The organism is Brevundimonas sp. TWP1-3 (genome assembly GCF_049896085.1).
Classification (GTDB): Bacteria; Pseudomonadota; Alphaproteobacteria; order Caulobacterales; family Caulobacteraceae; genus Brevundimonas.
The window spans coordinates 426154-446713 of record NZ_JAFCTP010000002.1 but is presented as its reverse complement, the minus strand read 5'-3'; the positions used below and the strand labels follow the sequence as shown (position 1 = coordinate 446713).

General features: G+C 66.7%; 22 protein-coding genes. 18 read left to right on the top strand and 4 right to left on the bottom strand.

What is annotated here, in order from left to right; translation table 11 throughout:
• Positions 1-120 precede the first annotated feature (120 nt).
• The 15 genes from ACP693_RS14100 to ACP693_RS14030 all read left to right on the top strand — a co-directional run bounded on the left by ACP693_RS14100 (position 121) and on the right by ACP693_RS14030 (position 13543).
• Positions 121-1731, top strand: coding sequence for a type IV secretory system conjugative DNA transfer family protein (locus ACP693_RS14100; protein WP_426020336.1), 1611 nt, complete (start codon positions 121-123; stop codon positions 1729-1731).
• On the top strand, positions 1728-2168 hold the full coding sequence (locus ACP693_RS14095) for a hypothetical protein (protein ID WP_426020335.1): 441 nt from the start codon (positions 1728-1730) through the stop codon (positions 2166-2168). The genes ACP693_RS14100 and ACP693_RS14095 overlap by 4 nt, the downstream gene beginning before the upstream one ends.
• Positions 2161-3117 carry a P-type conjugative transfer ATPase TrbB gene (trbB, locus tag ACP693_RS14090; protein WP_426020334.1) on the top strand — a complete coding sequence of 319 codons (957 nt, stop codon included), beginning with the start codon at positions 2161-2163 and terminating at the stop codon, positions 3115-3117. Before ACP693_RS14095 ends, trbB begins: the two co-directional genes overlap by 8 nt.
• A gap of 857 nt (positions 3118-3974) precedes the next feature.
• A complete protein-coding gene (locus ACP693_RS14085) occupies positions 3975-4295 on the top strand; it encodes a TrbC/VirB2 family protein (protein ID WP_372691200.1) in 321 nt (106 codons plus the stop codon).
• Entirely contained in the window at positions 4295-4570 is a 276-nt protein-coding gene (locus ACP693_RS14080) for a VirB3 family type IV secretion system protein (protein ID WP_426050121.1), read from the top strand. The genes ACP693_RS14085 and ACP693_RS14080 overlap by 1 nt, the downstream gene beginning before the upstream one ends.
• A gap of 7 nt (positions 4571-4577) precedes the next feature.
• Positions 4578-7001, top strand: coding sequence for a conjugal transfer protein TrbE (gene trbE, locus ACP693_RS14075; RefSeq protein WP_426020332.1), 2424 nt, complete (start codon positions 4578-4580; stop codon positions 6999-7001).
• A 4-nt stretch (positions 7002-7005) separates the two neighbouring features.
• Positions 7006-7698, top strand: coding sequence for a conjugal transfer protein TrbJ (locus tag ACP693_RS14070; protein WP_426020331.1), 693 nt, complete (start codon positions 7006-7008; stop codon positions 7696-7698).
• A gap of 4 nt (positions 7699-7702) precedes the next feature.
• Positions 7703-9055: a type IV secretion system protein gene (locus ACP693_RS14065; RefSeq protein ID WP_426020329.1), complete on the top strand. Its 1353-nt coding sequence runs from the start codon at positions 7703-7705 to the stop codon at positions 9053-9055.
• A 1-nt stretch (position 9056) separates the two neighbouring features.
• Positions 9057-9740 (top strand): conjugal transfer protein TrbF, encoded by a 684-nt coding sequence (trbF, locus tag ACP693_RS14060; RefSeq protein WP_426020328.1) that lies wholly within the window; start codon positions 9057-9059, stop codon positions 9738-9740.
• Positions 9719-10606: a TrbG/VirB9 family P-type conjugative transfer protein gene (locus ACP693_RS14055; protein ID WP_426020327.1), complete on the top strand. Its 888-nt coding sequence runs from the start codon at positions 9719-9721 to the stop codon at positions 10604-10606. Before trbF ends, ACP693_RS14055 begins: the two co-directional genes overlap by 22 nt.
• Entirely contained in the window at positions 10603-11769 is a 1167-nt protein-coding gene (locus tag ACP693_RS14050; protein ID WP_426020326.1) for a TrbI/VirB10 family protein, read from the top strand. Before ACP693_RS14055 ends, ACP693_RS14050 begins: the two co-directional genes overlap by 4 nt.
• Positions 11766-12275, top strand: a complete 510-nt coding sequence (locus tag ACP693_RS14045; protein ID WP_426020325.1) for a S26 family signal peptidase — start codon at positions 11766-11768, stop codon at positions 12273-12275. Before ACP693_RS14050 ends, ACP693_RS14045 begins: the two co-directional genes overlap by 4 nt.
• Positions 12276-12313: 38 nt before the next feature.
• Positions 12314-12886, top strand: a complete 573-nt coding sequence (locus ACP693_RS14040; RefSeq protein WP_426020324.1) for a lytic transglycosylase domain-containing protein — start codon at positions 12314-12316, stop codon at positions 12884-12886.
• Entirely contained in the window at positions 12883-13161 is a 279-nt protein-coding gene (locus tag ACP693_RS14035; RefSeq protein WP_426020323.1) for a hypothetical protein, read from the top strand. Before ACP693_RS14040 ends, ACP693_RS14035 begins: the two co-directional genes overlap by 4 nt.
• A complete protein-coding gene (locus ACP693_RS14030; RefSeq protein ID WP_426020322.1) occupies positions 13154-13543 on the top strand; it encodes a helix-turn-helix transcriptional regulator in 390 nt (129 codons plus the stop codon). Before ACP693_RS14035 ends, ACP693_RS14030 begins: the two co-directional genes overlap by 8 nt.
• Before the next feature lie 709 nt (positions 13544-14252).
• Here the strand turns inward: ACP693_RS14030 and ACP693_RS14025 are convergent.
• A complete protein-coding gene (locus ACP693_RS14025) occupies positions 14253-14426 on the bottom strand; it encodes a DUF3606 domain-containing protein (protein WP_426020321.1) in 174 nt (57 codons plus the stop codon).
• Between the two features lie 260 nt (positions 14427-14686).
• Between ACP693_RS14025 and ACP693_RS14020 the strand changes: the two genes are divergently transcribed.
• The gene (locus ACP693_RS14020; RefSeq protein ID WP_426020320.1) at positions 14687-15067 is read left to right on the top strand and encodes a DUF6894 family protein; all 381 of its coding nucleotides are present in this window, start codon (positions 14687-14689) and stop codon (positions 15065-15067) included.
• On the opposite strand, the gene ACP693_RS14015 is transcribed toward ACP693_RS14020, so the two are convergent.
• Entirely contained in the window at positions 15064-15372 is a 309-nt protein-coding gene (locus ACP693_RS14015) for a hypothetical protein (protein ID WP_426020319.1), read from the bottom strand. The genes ACP693_RS14020 and ACP693_RS14015 overlap by 4 nt on opposite strands.
• 358 nt (positions 15373-15730) lie before the next feature.
• Here ACP693_RS14015 and ACP693_RS14010 point away from each other — a divergent pair, with 358 nt between their 5' ends.
• Positions 15731-16279, top strand: coding sequence for a hypothetical protein (locus tag ACP693_RS14010; RefSeq protein ID WP_426020318.1), 549 nt, complete (start codon positions 15731-15733; stop codon positions 16277-16279).
• On the opposite strand, the gene ACP693_RS14005 is transcribed toward ACP693_RS14010, so the two are convergent.
• Together ACP693_RS14005 and ACP693_RS14000 are read right to left on the bottom strand one after the other, a co-directional pair.
• Complete coding sequence (locus ACP693_RS14005; RefSeq protein WP_426020317.1) at positions 16276-17133, bottom strand: Ku protein; 858 nt, start codon at positions 17131-17133, stop codon at positions 16276-16278. The two genes, ACP693_RS14010 and ACP693_RS14005, sit on opposite strands and share 4 nt — an antisense overlap.
• Positions 17134-17199: 66 nt before the next feature.
• Positions 17200-17436, bottom strand: coding sequence for a DUF5961 family protein (locus ACP693_RS14000; protein ID WP_426020316.1), 237 nt, complete (start codon positions 17434-17436; stop codon positions 17200-17202).
• 118 nt (positions 17437-17554) lie between these two features.
• On the opposite strand from ACP693_RS14000, the gene ligD reads away from it, so the two are divergent.
• A complete protein-coding gene (gene ligD, locus ACP693_RS13995) occupies positions 17555-20224 on the top strand; it encodes a DNA ligase D (RefSeq protein ID WP_426020315.1) in 2670 nt (889 codons plus the stop codon).
• Positions 20225-20560: the final 336 nt, after the last annotated feature.

Here is a 20560-nt window from a genome sequence, read left to right as displayed (position 1 = left end):
GTGTACCCGCCTTGGTCCATCCTGGTCTGGGGGCGCCGTTTCGGATCCGAAGCGCAACCCGCCCTGTCGAGGTCGGCCTTTCTCCTTCTGCTCGGCCTCTGTTCAGGAATCGGGAGCGGCATGCTTCTGGACAAGGGCCGTGTGCGGCGGCGTCGCGGATGGGGCGGCCTCGCGGACGCCCGCGCCGGGGGCCTCCTGAACAGGAACGGGACGGTCATCGGCCGGTTCGGCGGACGGCTGCTGACCAGCGACGATCTCAGGCCGACCCTGGTGACGGGCGGGACCCGTAGCGGCAAGGGGCGGGGTCATGTCCTGCCGACACTACTGGGATGGACGCACAGCGTCATGGTCCATGATCCCAAGCGTGAGCTCTGGGACCTGACCGCCGGTTGGAGGGCGGAGTTTTCTCACGTGCTTCGCCTCGACCCCCGGGACGCCGGATCGGTCCGATGGAACCCCCTTGCGGAAATCCGGCCCGGTCCCGGGGAACTGGCCCAGGTGCAGCGACTGGTCGCCATCCTGTCCGATTCCGGCGGGGCGCGGGACGATGAGGCGATCTGGGACAAGGCGGCTTCCGAGATTCTTGAAGCCGTGATCCTGCACGTCCTCCATGTGGCGCCGGACGCCGACAAGACCCTGTTGAAGGTGCGCGACCTTCTCGCCGATCTCGATCGATCGGCGGAAGTGATGCGACGGACCCTGCACCGTCTGGGGCCGGAGGGGCCCGAAACCCATCCCTTCATCCGAACGGCCGTGATCGGCTACGCCGCGATGCACGATCGGTTCCGGACTTCGGTTCAAGGCACAGCGCGTTCCTACCTTAAATGGCTGGCGGGCGACGACCTTGAGGCCGTGCTGTCGCAGTCGGACTTCAGCCTGGGGGATCTCATGTGTGCGGCGGCGCCGGTCAGCCTCTACGTCCAGGTCGCCCCGGCCGACTCCGTCGCTCTCAAACCGTACGTCAGGCTGTTGTTCTATGCGGCGAGCCAGGCGCTCACGGCCGAGGAGAAACGGGACGCCGAGGGGCGTGAGAAGCGACGGCCGCTTTTGATGCTGATGGATGAGTTCCCGCTTCTCGGCCGGTTGGCCTTTTTCGAGAAGGCGCTGCGTCTGCTCAGCGGTTACGGGATCAAGACGATGTTTGTGGCTCAGTCGTTGAACGACATCGTCGAGACCTATGGACCCCACAACACCCTGCTCGACAACTGCGCGATCTACACCGCGTTTTCGGCGCTGGACCCCGTGACCCAGGACAAGGTCTCCAAGCTGACCGGTACGGTCACGGAAACGCGGACCAGTCGCTCCGGTCCCGCTGGACTGGGAGGCGGTCACGCCTCGATTTCGCGCGGGGAAGTCGAACGGCCGTTGCTGGAGCCGGGCGAAGTGCGCGCGCTGCCCGACGACATCCAACTGGTCTTCATTGCGGGGCAAAGACCGATACGCGCCGCCAAGCTCCAGTATGACAAGGCCCGGCCATTCCGTCGGCGGGCGGGGCGGGTTCCGCCCTTTTCCGCCCGAGCGGATGCGCCACCGCCGCGACCCCATCCCTGGGCAGGCCGACGCGCCCTCGGTGAGGACGAGAGCGCCAGCCTGCCGCTGTTCAAGGAGGTGGCCGGCGCCATCGACGAGCGGAAGGCTTCAGCCTTGGCGGCGCAACGCTATGCGGACACCCGCGCCGATCTTGCGGCCCAGGAGGCCGTGCTCGATCATTTCCAAGGCGGCCGGTCGTGAGCCGGCGCGCTTCCACAGCCTGCAGGGTGCAGGTCTATCTCACCGACCCCAAGGTCGTCACCGGCTTGAACCGCGAGGCCAAGGCCGGACGAATGGCGCTGAGCCAGGCGGCCGGGCGCGCCATCGCGAGAGGCCTTCAGGGCAACCCGAGAGCCGATCCGGAGGACCGAATGGATCGGCTCGAACGCTCGCTGCGCGATCATATGCGGGCAACGGCGCGCGACATGCAGATCGTTCAGGAACTTCTGGTGGAGGTTGCGCGCGCCTTCTTCCTCAGGCTGCCAGACGCGGTTGTCGATGACGATCCGACGGTCCAGGCGGCCGTCGAACGGCGTATCGAGCGCCTGCTCGACTCCACCGCCGCCCGGATTGTCGCGGGTCGGACGCCACGGCCTGACGGCGGTAAGACCGGAACGGATGACGAGGCACATGCCTGATCTCGCCCTGAGCGCTGATCGTCGTCTCGACGCCTTGCGGCATGCCCTGGGGGAGGGGGTCCTCACAGCGCTCGCCGATCCAGCGGTGGTCGAGGTGCTCGCGAATCCAGACGGACGCCTGATCGTGGACCGACAGGGCGAAGGGCGTCTAGATACCGGCATCCGGCTGTCTGCAGAGGCGCGCGAGCGGACCATCCGCTTGATCGCCGATCACGTCGGCGAGACGGCCAATCGCGAGACGCCGAGATTGTCCGGCGTCTTGCCGGGCGGAGGCGAACGGTTTCAGGCGCTTCTGCCTCCCCTCGCGCACGGACCGGCCTGGGCCATTCGGAAGCGGCCCGTTCGGGTCTGGTCGCTGAAGGATTATGTGGCCGACGGCGTCATGACCGCCGCCCAGGCGGCGGGACTGCGCGAGGCCGTCGAGGCGAGATGCAATATTCTGATTTCCGGGGGAACGGGCTCTGGCAAGACCACGCTTGCGAATGCGGTGCTGGCGGAATCCGCCTTCGTCCAAGACCGGATATTCCTCATCGAGGACACCCCGGAACTGCAATGCTCGGCTTGGGACTGTGTCGCGGCGCTGACGCGGCGGACGGCGCCTGCCGTCGGTGTGGCGGATCTTGTGCGTGATGCGCTGCGGATGCGGCCGGACCGGCTTGTCGTCGGCGAGATGCGTGACGGCGCCGCCGCGCTCGAAACCCTGAAAAGCTGGAATACCGGTCACCCTGGCGGTCTCTCCACCATCCACGCTAATTCCGCCGAAGACGTGCTGCAGCGTCTCGAAGACCTGATTGGGGAGGTGATGGTCGCCTCGCCGCGTCGGCTTATCGCGCGGACTGTGGACCGTCTCGTTCACATCAGACGGACATCCGACGGACGGCGTGTTGATCGACTCGTGGCTGTCGACCTCGATGACGCGGTCGGCATTCGCCTGCGAACCCTGGCTTAGGGCGCATCAGGTCCAAGACCGGCTGTCCGATCTCCGTGTGACGGTCTGAGCCGAGTGAAGGCTGCGGACCAGCCTTCGGCCTATCGAAAGCTAACCACATCCAGACGATGATCAGGCAATGGGAATGGCTCTGATTAATCGCAGCCTTTCATTAGAGGCGCTGTGACCTTCCAAGGAAGGGCAGGCCTTAATAAGAGGCGCATGTGCCCAGCATCTTCCCCCGAGGCCTGCCGATCGGTCGCTGAGCGGCTTCAAACCGTGGAAGACTGCGGCGTTCGGGCGGGTTGGATCAAATTTCCCTTGACCGGCATTGCGGCCGTCAGCCTGGAGGGCCGCCGAGACGACGCGTTTGATCGTCAGTTTGCGCGAGCGTCGCCTCCAAGTCGTAACCGAACGGTTCGGCCACGCAGCGGGCGACGGACGGACCGTTCGAGAAACCCGTTTGCGATCGCCGATCGTCACCGAGCCTCTTGCCCATCTTCGCGAAGCGCCGACGCCACGGCTTGCCACCCCGCAGAGCTGACCCGCTGAGGCGCAATCGTCGCCGTCGCCGATGTGGTCGGTCTGTGAGGCCCGTCCTTGGCGGCCGTCCGCCTGTTGGCCCTGAGTGAAACGCAGGCGACCAGACGGTCGCGCTTGCGCCGAGCGCGCGTCGACTTGTGACGACTTGGAAGAAGGGAAATCCTCTTGGGGTTGAAACCTTTGAGTGAACGACGGACGAGACTTGGCGAGACTTCCGTCTGAGTTGTAGGCAAGTTGTTGAAAAAGCTCGAAAAAACTGTTTGACGTCTGTGGATAAGTCTGTTTGCAATGAGGTGGGACGGGGTGAAAAGCCCTGACATTTCAGGAAGCAGACGATGCGTGGACATCTTTCACGCCGCCTCGGCGGCGCAGCGATAACCTGTGCCTTGCTGGCCGCCGGGCCGGCCTTCGCCGGCGGATCCGGCATGCCGTGGGAAGGGCCACTCCAGCAGGTGGTTCAGTCGATCACGGGACCTGTGGTCCAGGCCGCCGCGGTCGTGGCTGTGGTCGTCTTCGGCGCGGGGGTCGCCATGAGTGAAAACGGGTCGTCGATGAGACGGGGCCTGGGCATCATGTTCGGCCTCTGCATCGCCTTCGCCGCTTCCACCTTCTTCCTTGACTTCTTCGGCTTCGCCGGCGGGATGGAGATCGCGTGATGGCGGCCGCCGGCGATCCCCGACCTGAAGGCTGGGACCTTCCCGTGGCCCAAGCGCTCGCGGCGCCGGTGCTGATGGCGGGCATGCCCCGTGACTACGCCATCGCCATGGGAACCATCGCCCTGGTTCTGGGTCTGGCCCTGCGCATCTGGTGGCTGGGTCTCCTGTGGTGGGCGGTCGCACACGCGATCGGTCTGTGGGCCGCCCGGTCCGATCCCCGCTTCTTCGACGTGCTGCGGCGACATCTCGCCCTGCCCGGTCACCTGGACGCGTGAGGAGGGGATGCGGTTTCTCGACGACCATCAACGGCGTCCTGCCAGTCTGGCGGACCATCTGCCCTGGGCGGCGATGATCGCGCCAGGCGTCGTCCTTAACAAGGACGGGTCCTTCACCTGCGGCTTTCGCTTCCGCGGTCCGGATCTCGAATCCTCGACCGAGGAAGAGCTGATGGCGGTGCGGGCGCGACTGAACAATGCGCTGCGCCGTCTGGGCACCGGTTGGTGCCTCCATGTCGAGGCGCGCCGCAGACCGGCGGCCGCCTATCCTGAGAGCGACTTCGACCTCGATGTCGCCTGGCTGGTCGACGCCGAACGCCGCAACCGGTTCGACGAGGCCGACCCCGCCTTCGAGACCGACTACCGCCTCGCCCTGACCTGGCTGCCTCCGGTCGACGACAGCCGGCGAATGGAACGCTGGCTTTTCGATGGGCTGGCGGCGCGGTCCGGCGATTGGCGTTTGGCGCTCGAACAGTTCCGTCGCGAGGCCGACGCCACCTTCGACCTGCTGACGGATGCGCTCGACGAGATCGAGCGACTGGACGATGCGGCCCTGCTGTCCTGGCTGCATGACGGCGTGTCGGACCGAACGCTCACACTGGCGCCGCCTGATCCGCCCATGTTTCTCGATGCTTGGTTGGCGGAGACCCCGCTGACCGGTGGTGTGGCGCCCCGCCTAGGCGACCTTTGGCTCAAGGTGGTGTCCGTCCGTAGCCTGCCGTCGACCACCCGACCGGGCCTGCTGGATGCGCTGGGCGCGCTGCCCTTCGCCTATCGCTGGACCGCCCGTTGGATCGCGCTCGACAAATCGGCCGCAGAGCTGGAAATCGTCAAGCTGCGCAAGCGCTGGTTCGCCAAGCGCAAAGGGGTGGGCGTCCTGCTGCGCGAGGCCATCACCAAGGAGGAGACGCCGCTTCTCGATACCGACTCCGTGTCCAAGACCGAGGAATGCGACGGCGCCTTGGCGGCCCTTGGGTCCGACGCCTGCGCCTATGGGTATCTGACGCTGACGGTCACCGTGCTGGACGAGACCGAGACGGGGGCGGCGAACAAAGCCCGTGCTGTGGAGGCGGCCCTGAACGCACAGGGGCTGGTGGCGCGGATTGAGGACCTCAATGCCGTGGAGGCCTGGCTGGGGTCCCAGCCGGGCGAGCCCTATGCCGATGTCCGACGCCCCTTGGTCTCGACGTTGAACCTTGCCGACCTCTTGCCCGTTTCCGCCGTCTGGGCCGGTCCGCTGGCCGATGCCGCGCTCGCGGGGCCTCCGCTGGCGACGGCGCGCACCACAGGCTCCACTCCGTTTCGGCTCGTCCTCCATGTGGGGGATGTCGGACACGCCATGATCGTCGGCCCCACGGGGGCGGGAAAAAGCGCCTTGCTGGCCTTTCTGGCGCTGCAGTGGTTTCGCTATCCAGGCGCCAGGGTGATCTTCTTCGACAAGGGCCGGTCCGCGCGGGCGGCGACGCTTGCCGCAGGCGGATGCTGGCGCGCCCTCGAGCCGGGCGGTGCGGTCTCCTTGCAGCCGTTGGCCGACATCGACGATCCGGCCGAGCGCGCCTGGGCGGCGGAATGGCTCGGCGAGGCGATCCGGTTCGCCGGTCTGGAGCCGGTGCCGGACCTGCGCGAGGAAATCTGGTCGGCGCTCAATGCGCTGGCCGAGGCGCCGCGCGATCAGCGCACCCTCACGGTCTTCTGCGCCCTGGTGCAGCATCGCGCGATCGTCGCCGCGCTGGAGCCGCTGACGCTGAAAGGACCGCACGGCAGTCTTCTCGACGGCGCCGACAGCGGTCTAAGCGTGAGCCGGTTCGACACCTTCGAACTCGAAACCCTGATGGCCACGCCATCGGTCACGGCCCCCGTCCTGTCGGCCCTGTTCCACCAGCTTGAGGCCAGCTTCGACGGGCGGCCGACCCTGTTGATTCTGGACGAGGCCTGGCTGTTCCTGGGGCAGGGGGCCTTCGCCGCCAAGATCCGGGAGTGGTTGAAGACCCTGCGCAAGAAGCGCGTCGCGGTCGTGTTCGCCACCCAGAGTCTGGACGACGTTGCGGCGTCTTCCATCGCCGCCACCCTCATCGAAAGCTGCCCCACCCAGGTCTTCCTGCCCAATCCCCGCGCGCTCGAACCCGCCTCGGCCGCGCTCTACCGTGCTTTCGGCCTCACCCGGCGGCAGTTGGAGCTGATCGCCTTCGCCCCGCCCAAGCGCGCCTATTACTGGCGTCAGCCCCGGGGGCGGCGCCTGTTTGATCTGCGCCTGACCGGCGTGGCCCTGGCCCTCTGCGGGGCAGGCACTCCCGAGGACCAGCGACTGATCGACACTGTCCTGGACACGGTCGGGCCGTCCGGTTTCGCGCGGGAATTTCTCAACGCCAAAGGAGTGCGCAATGTCGACGCCGTTCTCGACGCATACGCCCGACCGCTCGCCGCGGAATAGACTTGTGATCCTCACCGCCGCCGTGGCGACCCTGGTCACCGCGTTTTGCGCGGCGCCGGTCGCCGCCCAGATGGTCGTCTATGATCCGCGAAACCATCTCGAAAACGCGCTTCAGGCCGCCCGGCAGCTAGAAAGCCTCGCCAACGAGGCGCGCAGCCTGGCGTCGTCGCCTTACAGCCACCTGACGCAGAACAGTCAGACTCTCCAGGACATGGCGGCCTTGGCCCGCAGCGCCCAGGGCCTGGCCACGACGGTCTCAGGCCTCGAGCGTCAGTTCGACAGCCTCTACCCCGACGATCCGTCCGCCTCCGGCGTCCTTGATCTTATCGAACAGGGACGGGCGCGAAGCGACACCGCGCGGCGCACGGCCGGCGATCTGGCGCGTCATGCCGCCGAGCTGGAGCGGCTGGGCGCCGGCCGGTCGAGCCGTCTGAGCGGCGCCTTGTCCGCCAGCCAGTCGGCCCAAGGGCAGACGGCGGCGGTGCAATCCTCCAACCAGATTCTTGCGGTGCTGGCGGAGGATCTGGCGGCCCTTCGCGGCATCATGCTGGCGCAGTCCCGGCTGATGGCGGAACAGGCTGCCCGGGCGGAGGCCGATCGCGCGGCCGGCGATGCGGCGCGGCGCCAGGCATGGGGCGGAACGACCGCGGTCCCGGCCCCGCCCCGGTTCGATCCCTTGGCTCGCGCGCGAGACTGATCCGATGGCCGTCGGCATGGACACGCCCAACGAGCTGATGGTGGTGTTTTCGAACACCGTCTCGGCCGGCTTCGCGGCCCTGGAGGGATCGGTCGCCGGCGTCTTCGGGCTGATGATCGCCCTGGTCGTCGCCCTGACCGGCATACAGTGGGCGTTGTCTCCCGGCCGCGACGTCTTGGCGGCGGGGTTCGGTAAGGTGCTCCTCGTCGGCGCCTTCGCCTGGCTGATCAATGACTGGCAGCAGCTGGCGGAAACGCTCTACGCCGGCTTCATCGAACTGGGCCTGACCGCGGGCGGCGGGTCCCTGGCGCGCGAAGACTTCCTCAATCCCGGAGCCGTGCTCGCGCAGGGATGGGCGATCGTCAAGGCCATCGGGGAGACGCCGAGGGCGGCGGACAATCCCCTCGATGTCGTCGGCAATCTGGCTGACGCCCTGATCCTGAGCGTGGCCATGATCGGCATCATGCTGGCCTTCGCCGTGCTGGCGCTCCAGATCATCGTGGCGCTTCTGGAGTTCAAGATCGTGACCCTGGGCGGCTTCGTCCTTCTGCCCTTCGGAATCTGGAGCCGCACCGCCTTCCTCGCCGAGCGGCCGCTGGGCTACGTCGTTTCGTCCGGCCTCAAGGTCCTGGCGCTGGCGATCGTCGTGTCGGGCGCGCGGACCGTCTTCGATCAGCTTCAGCCCTCGACCCAACCCGATATCTACGAGGCGCTCAGCATCTTGGTGGCGGCCATTCTTCTGGCCATGCTGGCGATTTTCATTCCCAACCTCGCGTCCGCCCTCGTCACCGGCGGACCCGCCCTCGGCGCCGGGGCGGCCATGACCGGCGGTCTCGCCGTCGGGGGCGCCGGGCTTGTCGCCGCGGCAGGCCTCGCCGGGTTGGGCGCCGCAGGGAGCGGGGGCGCCGGGCGTATCGCCGGGTCCTCCCAAGCTGCGGCGGGGGCAGGTGCAGGCCGGTCAACAAGCCCGCCTGCGGCGCCGCCACGGGGCGGCGCCGCGTCCGGCGCTCCGCCCTCCGGATCAGGAAAGCCGGGACCTGCCGGGGGCGCTGCGCCGAGCGGGGGCGCCCGCACGGGCGCGAAAGATGCAGACAAGGCGGCGACGGCGATCGATGGAGTCGACCCCTCCGCAGGCCCCCAACGACCGCAATCCCATCGCGACCGCGAAGCGGCGGCGGCGCGAACCGCCTTCCACAAGGCCGCCGCGGCAGAGAGCGAGGGCGGGCGAGCCCCCTCCCAGACCCGACGCGGTCACGCCCTCCAAGCCTTCTTCGTCGCCAACGCCGGTCGCAGCCTGATGCCGTCCAGCGAAACGAGCGGCGTCCTTTCCCCCCGTCTGAACACCGAGGAGACGTGAGATGCATCCCTTCTTTCGACCACGGCGGCCTTTGACCTCCGCGCCGGACTCCACGCCCTATCAACGCGCAGGCCAGGTCTGGGACGATCGCATGGGCCTTTCTCTATCCCATGCCCGGAACTGGCGCCGGTTCGCCGCGGCCAACCTCGCCTTGGCGGCGTTTCTCGGCGCGGGCTGGTGGGCCCAGGCGGATCGGGCTGTCGTCAAACCCTTTGTGGTCGAGGTGTCGGACTGGGGCGAGACCCAGCGGATCACCGCCCTCGGCGGACGCTACGAGCCCAACGACGCCCAGATCGGCTACGCCCTCTCGGGATGGATCCGCGATGTCCGGTCCAAGAGCATCGATCCGATCGTACTGCGACAGAACTGGCTGCGCGCCTATGATCTGCTGACGCCCAAGGCCGCCGGCTTCCTCAACGGCTGGGCTCAGGCTCACGACCCGTTCGCGGACGTGGGGCGAGAGGCGGTCAATGTGCAGGTGCTGAACGTCGTGCGCCGGTCGGGCCGCACATTCGATCTGCAGTGGCGCGAAACCCGGTTCGTCAACGGCCAGCCGGCCGGCAGCGACCGCTGGCGCGCCTTGATCACCACCACCCTCCAGCCGCCCCGCACCGAGGCGGAGCTGATGAAGAACCCCCTGGGCCTGAAAATCGAGGATGTGTCATGGACACCCGACGCGTCTTGATCGCGACCGCCGCTATGGCGAGCATGGTGGGCGCGATCGGGGCGCCGGTCGCCATGGCGTCCTCTGCAGCGCGCCCTGCCGAGCCGCGGCCCTATCTGGCCGCGCCCGCCGAGACGCCGCGACTTGGGCGACGCGCCATCGCCGAGGCCAATCTGGAGGCGCGCACCGCCTCGCGCTCCGACCGCTTCGAAGGCGGCGTCCAGGTGTTCGGTTGGGCGCCGGGGCGCATCTATGAGGTCTGGACCGCCCCGTTGAGGGTGACGTCGCTCACCCTGGCGCCGGGCGAGGCGCTTCTGTCCAAGGCCGCGGGCGATACGGTCCGCTGGCAGCTGGGAGAGGTCCGGTCCGGCGGCGTGGCCGACGGACGGGTGCACGTTCTCATCAAACCTCTGCAGCGCGGGCTCGAGACCAATCTGATGCTGATGACCGATCAGCGGGTGTATCTGGTCGCACTGCGCAGCGGACCGGTCGAGACCTTCAATCCGGCGGTCGCCTGGGATGTCCCCCTTACCGAGCGACCGGTCGAGGCCGCAGTGGAGGCGCCGGCCGGCCTGAGCCCCGTCACGCCGTCAGGACCGTTGAACGCCCGCTACCGGATTGAGCCAATGGGGCGGCGGCCCGCCTGGACTCCGACCGCCGTCTTCGACGACGGCCGGCGCACCTTCATCGCCTTCGCCCCGGATCTGGCCCTCTCCGAAGCGCCGGCCCTGTTCGGTGTGGGTTCGAGCGGTGACGCCCAGTTTCTCAACTATCGTCAGGCCGACGGTCTGTTCGTCGTCGACCAGCTTCTGGATCAAGCCGAGCTCCGCCTGGGGGACCGACGGCCTCAGGTGGTGCGGATTCGACGCCTGGGCGCGCGTCCATGACCGTGCCCCCTCCCAATGAAGGCTCTGTATCCGGCAAGGCGCCAGCGCCCGATCTGACCGGTCGCGCGCCGCGGCCTCCGGTCGTGCGGTTGCGCCGGTCCATGATCCAGATCGTGGTCGGCGTCGGCGGCGTCCTTCTGGCGGGCTCCCTGACCTGGGCGTTCGTCATCCAGCCGGAACTGCGTGACGCGGCCCGATCCCGCGCTGTGGAGGCGGGGGACGATCCCCATCAGGGCGCCGTAAGGCCCGCCGATGTCGTGGTGGAACAGCCGGCCACCTATGATCGGTTGCCCGAGCCTCGCGGCGCCGGGGATCCGCCTGACGTCGAGCCGCCGGCGCCGACCGTCTCGCCGCGACCCGCCTATGCAAATGAAGCGCGTCGGGAGGCGATCCCGAGACGCGGTCCTGACACGCGCCAGCTGGCGATCCGGTCTGCGATCTTCTTCGGCGATGACGCCCGCCGCAGCGATACGACGGAGCCGGCGCCGAATGCACTCCGATCTTCCGGAGACCCTATGCGCCACCACCCGCCCGGCGCGACAACCCAGGGCGGGGGCGTCTACAATCGCCACGTCCTCACCGCGCCGCGCTCGCCTTACGAAATCAAGGCCGGCTCCGTGATCCCCGCCGTTCTGCTCACTGCCGTGGACACAAGCCGGCCGGGCCCGGTCATCGCGACAGTGACCCAGAATATCTACGACACCGTGACGGGGCGTCATCTTCTGCTGCCCCAGGGGACGCGTCTGATCGGGCGTCATGAAGGCGACAGCGCCTATGGCGACCGGCGCGCCTTTCTCACCTGGGAGCGGTTGATCCTGCCGAATGGCAAGAGCCTGATGCTTGACGCCGAACCCGGAGTCGACGCCCAGGGCGCGACGGGAGTTCAGGGACGGATCGACCGACGCCTCGGCGCCCTGGCGACCTCGGCCCTGTTCGCCGGCGCCATCACCACCCTGGGGCAGGCGGCGCGGGACGACGGCGGGCGGGGCGGCGGGTCCTTCCTGGGCGATGCCGGCGACGCCGCCGCGATTGAAGGCGCACGGGTCGGCGGCCGCTTGATCGATCGGGAGTTGGATGTCCGTCCGGCCATCCGCGTCGGGGCCGGCGGCCTGGCGCGAGTGCTGATCACCCGCGATCTCATTCTGGAGCCCTATACATCATGATCCGGTTCCTGACCTTGAAAGGCTGGGCTGTTCTGGCGGGGACAGGCGCCGCCGCCGGGCTGCTCGGCTGCGCCACCGACGTTTGGCCCGATGTCGCCCTCGTCAACGAAAGCGCGAGCCTGCCGCGCGGCCTGTACGTGCGTCAGCCCGGCGCCAAGCTCGAACAGGGCGCCGTCACGGCGGTGGAACAGCCACGGGCGGCGCGGGCCTATCTGGCCGGTCTGGGCGCGCCCCCGGACATGATGCTCATCAAACGGGTCGCGGCGCAGGGCGGTGATCCGGTCTGCCGGGATCACGACCGGATCCGCCTGCCGGCGCAGGTGGCGCCGGTGGCGCGCACAGATCGGCGGGGCGCGACGCTGCCGGTCTGGTCGGCGTGCCGGCGTCTGTCGCCTGATGAGGTGTTTCTGCTCGGGGACACCGAGACGAGCTTCGACAGCCGGTATTTCGGACCGGTCCGACGCTCGGACCTGCGGGGGGTCTACCGTCTGGTGCTGACATGGTGAGGCGGCGTCTCGACGTCTTAAGCGTGGCGGCGGCTTCGATGCTGATCCTTTCGCCGTGGCCGGCCGGGGCCCAGACGGCGGACTGGCGCGCGGCCGGCGGCGATCTGTTCGGCGCCAACACCCCGTTCGAGCCCCTCGACGATCGGACGGACGAGGCGGTTCGACTGCCCGAACTTGATCCGCCCTTCCATGAGGCGATGAGGCAGGCGGCGGCGCGGCACAATATCGACTTGAAGCTGCTTCAGGCCTTGGTGCTGACGGAGAGCGGATTTCGACCCGATGCGGTCTCGCCGGCGGGCGCGGCGGGTCTGACGCAGCTCATGCCCGGCACGGCCCGGGACCTGGGGGTCGTAGATCGATTCAACCCCATCGAAAATCTGCTGGGCGGCGCCAACTATCTGGCGCAGCAGTTGACCCAGTTTCAGGACGTCAGGCTGGCCCTGGCCGCCTATAATTCCGGACCGGGGCGCGTAGCGCGCCTAGGTCGGGTGCCGCGAATCCCCGAGACGGAGCAGTACGTCTCGACAGTGATTGAGTGTTTCCTCGCCCTGACGGCAGGACGAGACGTGCGGTCGTCGCGGGCCTGCAGCCGAGCGGAGGGGCAACCATGATCCCCGAACCGAGTGATACGGCCTTCATAGACGATCACGCGGACGATCTGCTGACCCGCACGGAGGCGTCCGCCTTCCTCGCAACGTTCGGCATTCGCCTCAAGCCCGCCAGCCTGGCGCGGCTCTGGTCGGTCGGGGCGGGCGGTCCCCCGTGTCGGCATGTGCGCGCCAAACCCTATTACCCTCGCGGCCTTCTGCGGGCCTGGGCGCTTTCGCAAGTGTCCGAGCTCAGAACGGGCGCTCCAGCAGCCGCGCGAGGCCGCCGCCATGGATGACGTCAGAGACTTGGACATCGGCGGCCCGGACGACCGGATGCTGAACTGGCGAGAGGTCCAGGCTATTATCGGCCTCAGCCGCACCACAGTGTGGCGGCTTCAACAAATCGACGCCTTCCCCAAGCCCGTATCCCTCTCGCCGGGCCGTGTCTGCTGGTGGGAGACGGAGGTGATGGCCTGGAGGCGGTCGCGCACGACGGCGGCGTTCCGACCGCCGGAGCGCCCGCGTCTCCCCGGCATGCCGAGGCGGCCGAAGTCCGGACCCGTTGCACAGGCGGCGGATCGGAAACCAGAGCCCGCGCCGCCGGCGCCCGAGGTGCGGGTCCAATCCAGAGGGCGCGGCCGCTCAGTTGCGCCCAATCAGATCGATTTCGGCTTCTGAAGGCGTCAGTCCGGATGAAGGTCGGTCGCCCCGAGTTAGGCGACCTTTCCCAACGCCGCGCCGGCCCGTTCCACGCCTTCGACAAACGCTCGAGGGTCTATGGGCTTTGTCCAAAAGGTCTCGACCCCGACCGAAAGCCAGGCCTCAAGCCCAGGCCGTCCAGCGCATCACCCTGCCCATCCTAAAGAGGGGCCTGGCGACCGGTTCTCGGGCGCTGAAGATTGAACAGCGCGTGACGTCTCCACAGCGCCGAACAGCCTACATCATACCCTTTGAAGGGTCATCGCCCGGCGTATTGGGATCGATCTCTTTGTCTCGTTTTGCGCCGCGTAGGTAGCCGTAGACGATGACGCAGAGAAGAAGAGCGGGTCCGCCGATTACGACGAATCCCCAAGGAAAGTTTTCCATCAAGCGTCTCTCCGTTGCGGGGATGCTGGGACGACCGTCGGGGCGGCGCCAACGTCTCCATCCGGGCGTGTCGGACGGGTCGTGGCAGAAGACTCCGAGATCGGACCCTCCTGGCCCGACGTGTTTTCGTTCGCGTAAGTCCGGCCTTCCTGAACGCGGCGCGTGGCGGGGTCCGGACCGACCTGCCCGCCGGGCCCGATGCCGCCGGCTTGAAGCTGTTGCTCTTTCGGAGTCGTATCCAGCCGGAGGCCCTTCGCGACACCTGGCGGCAGGGCGGCTTCAGCGTCCCGATCGCTTTTCATCAGCCCCGCAGCTCCCGTTCGACGGCATCGGCCTGATCGCCGACCTTTTCGACGGCTTGGCGGAGGCGCGTCTCGCTCACACCGAACTTGGCCGCCCAGTCTCGAACTTCGTAATCTTCGGTCAAACTGATGCGTTGGCGATCGGCGCCGCCCCTTTTGGCTTTGTCGTCCATCACGAGTGTCTCCTTTCAACTGAAGAAAAACTCAGCAACCCGTCAGCCTGTTCCTGTGTCGGGTGTTGGTCAGTCGTCAGACCGTCCCGTCGCATGTCGATGAGGACGGCCACTCTCAGGGAGCCGGCGACGACAACCAGATCGAAGGCGTCCTGGATGCGATGTAGATCGTCGCGAGCGCGCGATTTGAGGAGGTTTTCTGTGGTCCAGTTGCTCTGCACAGGAACCTGACACGGTGATTTAGGTTTCGGAGGCGATTGTTGGCGACAACAGTCTTCTTGGTGGGAGCCGAGCCGCCAGCCTTTGGAGGCTGGCGGCTTTCTCGTGTTCTGGGCCCCATCAAGGGCGCCGGAACCAAACGTGCCCACGTCCGTAAGCGAGGCATGATTTTTCGGTTTGAAAGCGATGCAGGGGTTCACGGGCGTCAGAGCTGGGACGCCGACCTGGGCAGCGTTCGAGAGGCGCAGGTTCAGGCGATCCAAACGCTCGGCGAACTGCTGAGTGAAGACGGTTTACAATTCTGGGTCGCCGAAGAGGTGACGATGACGGTTTCGGACGACACAGGCCTTCTGCTGTTTTCGCTGGACCTGAGCGCTGTGAAGGCGCCCGCCTTGCATAGTCCCCATCCCGAGGGGGGCTAGTTCACCGCGCGTCCACCCGGAGCATTGGCGGTCAACTCCATCTTGAGGGTGCCGGCCATGACGGCCAGGGCGTCATTGATCGTGGATCGATTTGCGTTGGGATACGCTTCGAGCGCCGCTTCGGTAAATGCCGAAACGAAGGCGTCAGCGACCTGATCGTCGCTCAGGTCATCCCACGACAGACCGCGATCGCGCATCCGGCGTTCCAAGATGACGCCCGTTTGTCGAAGCGCCTCACCCAAAGGCCCCTGAAGCCTCTGGTAGAACGCTTCGAGCTCCTCCTCGGTGATGTTTGCCGTTCCCATCGACGATGCTCCTGGTTCCGTCGGAATCTCTCACGGCGTTATGCGATTGTGGAGTCGGCTTTATAGAACGACGTCGCGGCGCGGCGCCGGAGAGTCTGATGCCGAACGCAAGCGCTGTTCCGGGAGAACACTATCGCCAATCCCCGCCTAATCTGCAGGCCGACGGGATTTGGCGATGACAGCGGTATGAGCGATGCCGACCAGATCGCTTCGATCTGAGATCATCTTGAGGGAGTGTCGATCCAGCGCGGAACCGGTCCACGTTCCGACGATCGCGAACCCATGGCGCCTCAAAAGCTTGGCGGGAATTTCTCCCTCTGACCGACGATTGTCGAGGCGCCAAACGACAGGACCAACGATGAGCAAGACGCCGGTGCGCCGCCTCAAGGTTTTTCAGGCGCCGTTTGGATTCTATGACACCATCGTCGCTGTTCCGAGCCGGGCCGCCGCCCTGCGAGCGTGGGGAACGCGGCAGGATTTGTTCGCCTTCGGTCAAGCCCACGAGGTCGATAATCCGGAGTCGATCGCGGCTGCCCTCTCCCAGCCCGGCGTCGTGCTCAAGCGGGCGATCGGCACGAACGCGCCGTTCGCCAAAGAAGCGACCAGTCTGCCCATCCTTCCCGATGCGCCCAAGCCAAAGGTCGTCAAGGCGGCTTCAAAACAGACCGCTCCCCCAAGACCCAGAGCTCAGCCGCCGGATCGCGGGGCTTTAACCCGGGCTGAGACGTCGCTCGGCGCGATCGACAAGGCGCGAAAGGCCGAAGAAGCGGAGTTCCATCGACAACAGGAAGAGCGGGACGCCGCCCGCGCCGCAGCCCAGGCCGTCTATGTCCAGAGACGCAAGGCCGCGACGTCCGCCGTGGTTGCGGCGCGTAAGGCTTACCGAAAGGCCGGGGGGACGGATTAGGCGCTCTTGTTCGCTCTCGGTTTTGCAGCGGCCTTTTCGGCCGGCCTCGCCCTTGCCTTCGAGCTCTTGGCGGCGGGTTTGGTCTTGCCGCCGAGGCTTGCGCGGAGCGCCGACATGAGATCGATCACATTGGTGTCTTCGGGCTCGGCGACCTTGGCCGGCTTGTGGCCCTTCTGCTTCTCTTCGATCAACGCTTTCAGCGCCTCCTCGTATCGATCGACGAACAGGCTGGGGTCGAACGGTCCCTCCCGTTGTTCGATGATGCGCTGCGCGATCGAGATCATGTCGGCATCGGGCTCGGCGTCGCTGATGCCGGCGAAAATCGCGTCCGGCTTTCGAACCTCGGCGTCCGTGCGGATCGTGTAGGCGAGGATGCCCTTGCCGCGCGGTTCGAGCGCCAGGATCCGTTCCCGGGTCGAAATCACGACCCGCGCGAGCGCGATCTGGCCGGAGCGTTCCATGGCGGTTCGGATCACCCCGAAAGCTTCCTGGGCCATCTTGCCGTCGGGGGCGAGGTAATAGGGGTTGTCCCAATACAGGCGGTCGATGTCGTCCCCGGGCACGAACCGCTCGATGTCGATCGTCTTAGTGCTCTCCAGCCTGACCGACTTGATCTCCTCGTCCGTCAGAAGAATGTATTCGCCCTTGGAGACCTCATAACCCTTGACCAGGTCCGACCGCTCGATCGGCCCGGTGTCCGGATCCGTCGTGATCATCTTGATCCGGTTGTTCGTCTTGGGATTGATCAGGTTGAAGTGGACGTCGCCGCCCGAACTGGTCGCGGTGTAGAGCGACACCGGGCAGGTGACGAGCGACAGCCTCAGATGGCCTTGCCAACTCGGACGGGACGCCATGACAGGTTCCTTTGCGTGGTTCTGGGCCGTTTCGAACCACAACGACTCTCGTGAACGAATCGCTCCCTAGCCGCAGGGCGCCGTGTCCCCGGTCTCCAGGTCGATCCGGAAACAGTGTTCGTGCCCCGAGACGACATCGCGCACGATGACGCTGATGTCCGGGCTATCGGTCACGGGAGGATGGAAATCCTCGACATAGGCGACTGCGGCCGCCTCGAATGAGGCCTCTTCGACCACCCGCGCATCGTGGGCGTCGACATGGCGGGCATGGACTCGGAAGCTGCGGGTGTCGTGAGGGGTCATGGCGCTCTCCTGCCGATCAAACGCCTGTGCCGCAAAAAGGATTCATGCGGGCTGAAATCTGCAGGGATCGTGTGGGGATCGTGTTCGTTCAGCGAGGAGGACGTACGGGATCAGCATCATGGCGCCTTCCAAACTCGCGACCTACCAGCGCATGCGCGACTTTTCGCAGACGGCCGAACCTTCGGGCGAGGCGGCCCGGGTCGTGCCGTCCGAGGCCCTGCGTTTCGTGATCCAGAAGCATGCCGCCAGTCATCTGCATTTCGACCTGCGCCTCGAGTACGAAGGGACCTTCCGCTCCTGGGCGGTGCCCAAGGGACCCTCGCTCGACCCGAAGAACCGTCGCCTGGCCATGGAAGTCGAGGACCATCCGCTTGACTACGGCGACTTCGAGGGGACCATCCCCAAGGGCCAGTACGGCGGCGGCACAGTCATGCTGTGGGACCGCGGTTGCTGGGCGCCCGAAAAGGGGTTCGAAAATATCGGCGCGGCCTTGGCCAAGGGCGAGCTCAAGTTCGTCATGGAGGGCGAGCGACTGCACGGATCCTGGGTCCTCGTCCGGTTCAAGGCTGATAAGGTCTCCAAGTCCAAGCCGGGGTGGATGCTGATCAAACATCGCGACGAGGGCGCGGTCGATGGGGATGTCGGCGGCCCGAGTGACGCCGACCAGTCGGTCGCGTCAAAGCGCACCATGGCCGAGATCGCCGAGGGCAAGCGCCGGAAGGTGAAACCCTTCATGACGGCGGTAGGGCCTGACGCCGCCGCCGTCTGGCAGAGCAGTCGTGAGGCGCAAAGCTCTGCTCCGCAGCCTTCGGCAAAACGGACGAAGTCCCCGCCCGTGAAAACGGTGTCCCGATCAAAAGCCAAGGGCCAGCCCGTTTCAACCCTGCCGACCTTCGTCGAGCCTCAGCTGACCAAATCCTCCGAGAAGCCGCCCCGAGGCGAGACCTGGGCTCATGAGATCAAGTTCGACGGCTACCGGATGCAGCTGCGCACAGTCGGTGGCAAGGCGACCCTTCTGACCCGCAAAGGCCTCGACTGGTCGGCGAAATTCCCGGAGATCGTCGCCGCCGGAGCGACGCTCAGGGACGGGATATACGACGGGGAGGTCGTCGCGCTGGACGCGACCGGGGCTCCGGATTTCGCAGCGCTGCAGGCGGCGATTTCCGAGGGCAGGACGAAGAACCTGGTCTTCTACATCTTCGACCTTCTGTTCGAGGGAGGCGAGGATCTGCGGCCCCTGCCGCTCTCCGCGCGCAAGGCTCGACTTGAGGTCGCCGTCGACAAGGCGCCCGCCAATCTGCGCTACGTCGATCATTTCGTGACGGCCGGCGATGCGGTGCTCCTGTCCGCCTGCCGCATGGACCTCGAAGGCATCGTGTCCAAACGCCTGGATGCCCCGTACCGCTCCGGGCGCAGCGACACCTGGACCAAGTCCAAATGTCGCCAGGGCCATGAGGTGGTCATCGCCGGTTGGACCACGACGGGCGACGCCTTCCGGTCCCTGATCGCGGGGGTCTACCGAGACGGCTCCCTGGTCCACGTCGGTCGGATCGGCACCGGCTTTGGGCGTGAGACCGTCGCTCGCATCATGCCCCGGCTCAAGGCGCTCGAGACGCGGGAGAGTCCATTCACGGGAAAGGGCGCCCCCAAGAAGGCCGTCGGCGTTCATTGGGTCGAACCCGAGCTCGTGGCCGAGATCGAATACGCAGGTTTCACCGGCGATGGCTCAATCCGGCAGGCCGCCTTCAAGGGGCTGCGTGAGGACAAGCCCGCGGCGGAGGTCGAGGCCGAGGTCCCGGCCGACGCCGCCGTCACCGAGTTGGCCGAGCCCGTTCCCGCCAAGGGGAAACCGACCGCCAATGGCCAGGCCCGCATCGTGAGGCCCAAGGGTTCGGCCGTGGTCCAGGGCATCACCATATCCCATGCGGACAAGGTTTTGTGGCCGGACGCCGCCGACGATCATCCGGTGACCAAGATGGACCTGGCCCAATACTACGAGGCGGTCGGGGAATGGATGCTGCGCCATGTGAAGGGCCGCCCCTGTTCGATGATCCGCATGCCCGACGGGATCAACGGGGATCAAAAGTTCTTTCCGCGCCACTCCGGCAAGGGCCAGTCGTCCTTGATCACCGAGGTCACGGTCTGGGGCGATCATAAGCCCTATCTTCAGTTCGATCGTGTGGAGGCTCTGATCGCGGCTGGCCAGACCGGCGCGCTTGAGCTTCACCCGTGGAACAGTGAGCCCTACGCTCCCGAACAGCCCGGCCGGCTCGTGTTCGACCTCGACCCGGCGCCCGACGTCGCGTTCGAGGAAGTCGTCCGCAGCGCCAAGGAGGTTCGCGACCGGCTGACCGATGTCGGTCTCGTCAGCTTCTGCAAGACGACCGGCGGGAAGGGGCTGCATGTCGTCACCCCGTTGAAGGCCAAGGGAATCGACTGGCCCACGGCCAAGGCCTTTGCGCGGGACGTCTGTAAAGCCATGGCCCACGATGATCCTGACCGCTTCCTGATCACCATGGCCAAGAAGGACCGTACGGGCCGCATCTTCCTCGACTATCTACGCAACGACCGCATGGCCACCGCTGTCGCCCCGCTCTCGCCACGCGGCCGCCCGGGGGCGCCCGTCTCGATGCCCCTGACCTGGTCGCAGGTGAAGAAGGGTTTGGATCCGATGAAATATACTGTTCGCACGGTTCCAGGTCTGGTTCGGAAACTCACCGCCTGGGACGACTATTGCGAGGGAGAGCGGCCTCTTGGCGCCGCGATCAAGCGGCTCGGCAAGGTGTAGCCAACGAAATCGACCTTCCTATTAACCGTACCTAGATTCTGGCGTCAGACGTCGACAGTTGGGCTACATCAAGGTCGGAAAGGAAAGCGTCGTCTCCTGATACGTGTCGGGTCCGAGTTCTACAGAATATCAGGACCCCCTCGCGCCAGACCTCTACGGCGTGACGGCTCGGCATTCCCAGCAACTCTCGGACGGCGCGCACCGCGGCCTGGGCGTCATCGGTCAGGTCGGCGTGTTCGACCGCGGGGTCGGGCGAGGCGCCGAAGCGATAGCGAAATTCGTACATGCGAGACATGGCAGGCCAACGGCGCGTGCCGCTGCGCGTTCCTGTGTCGG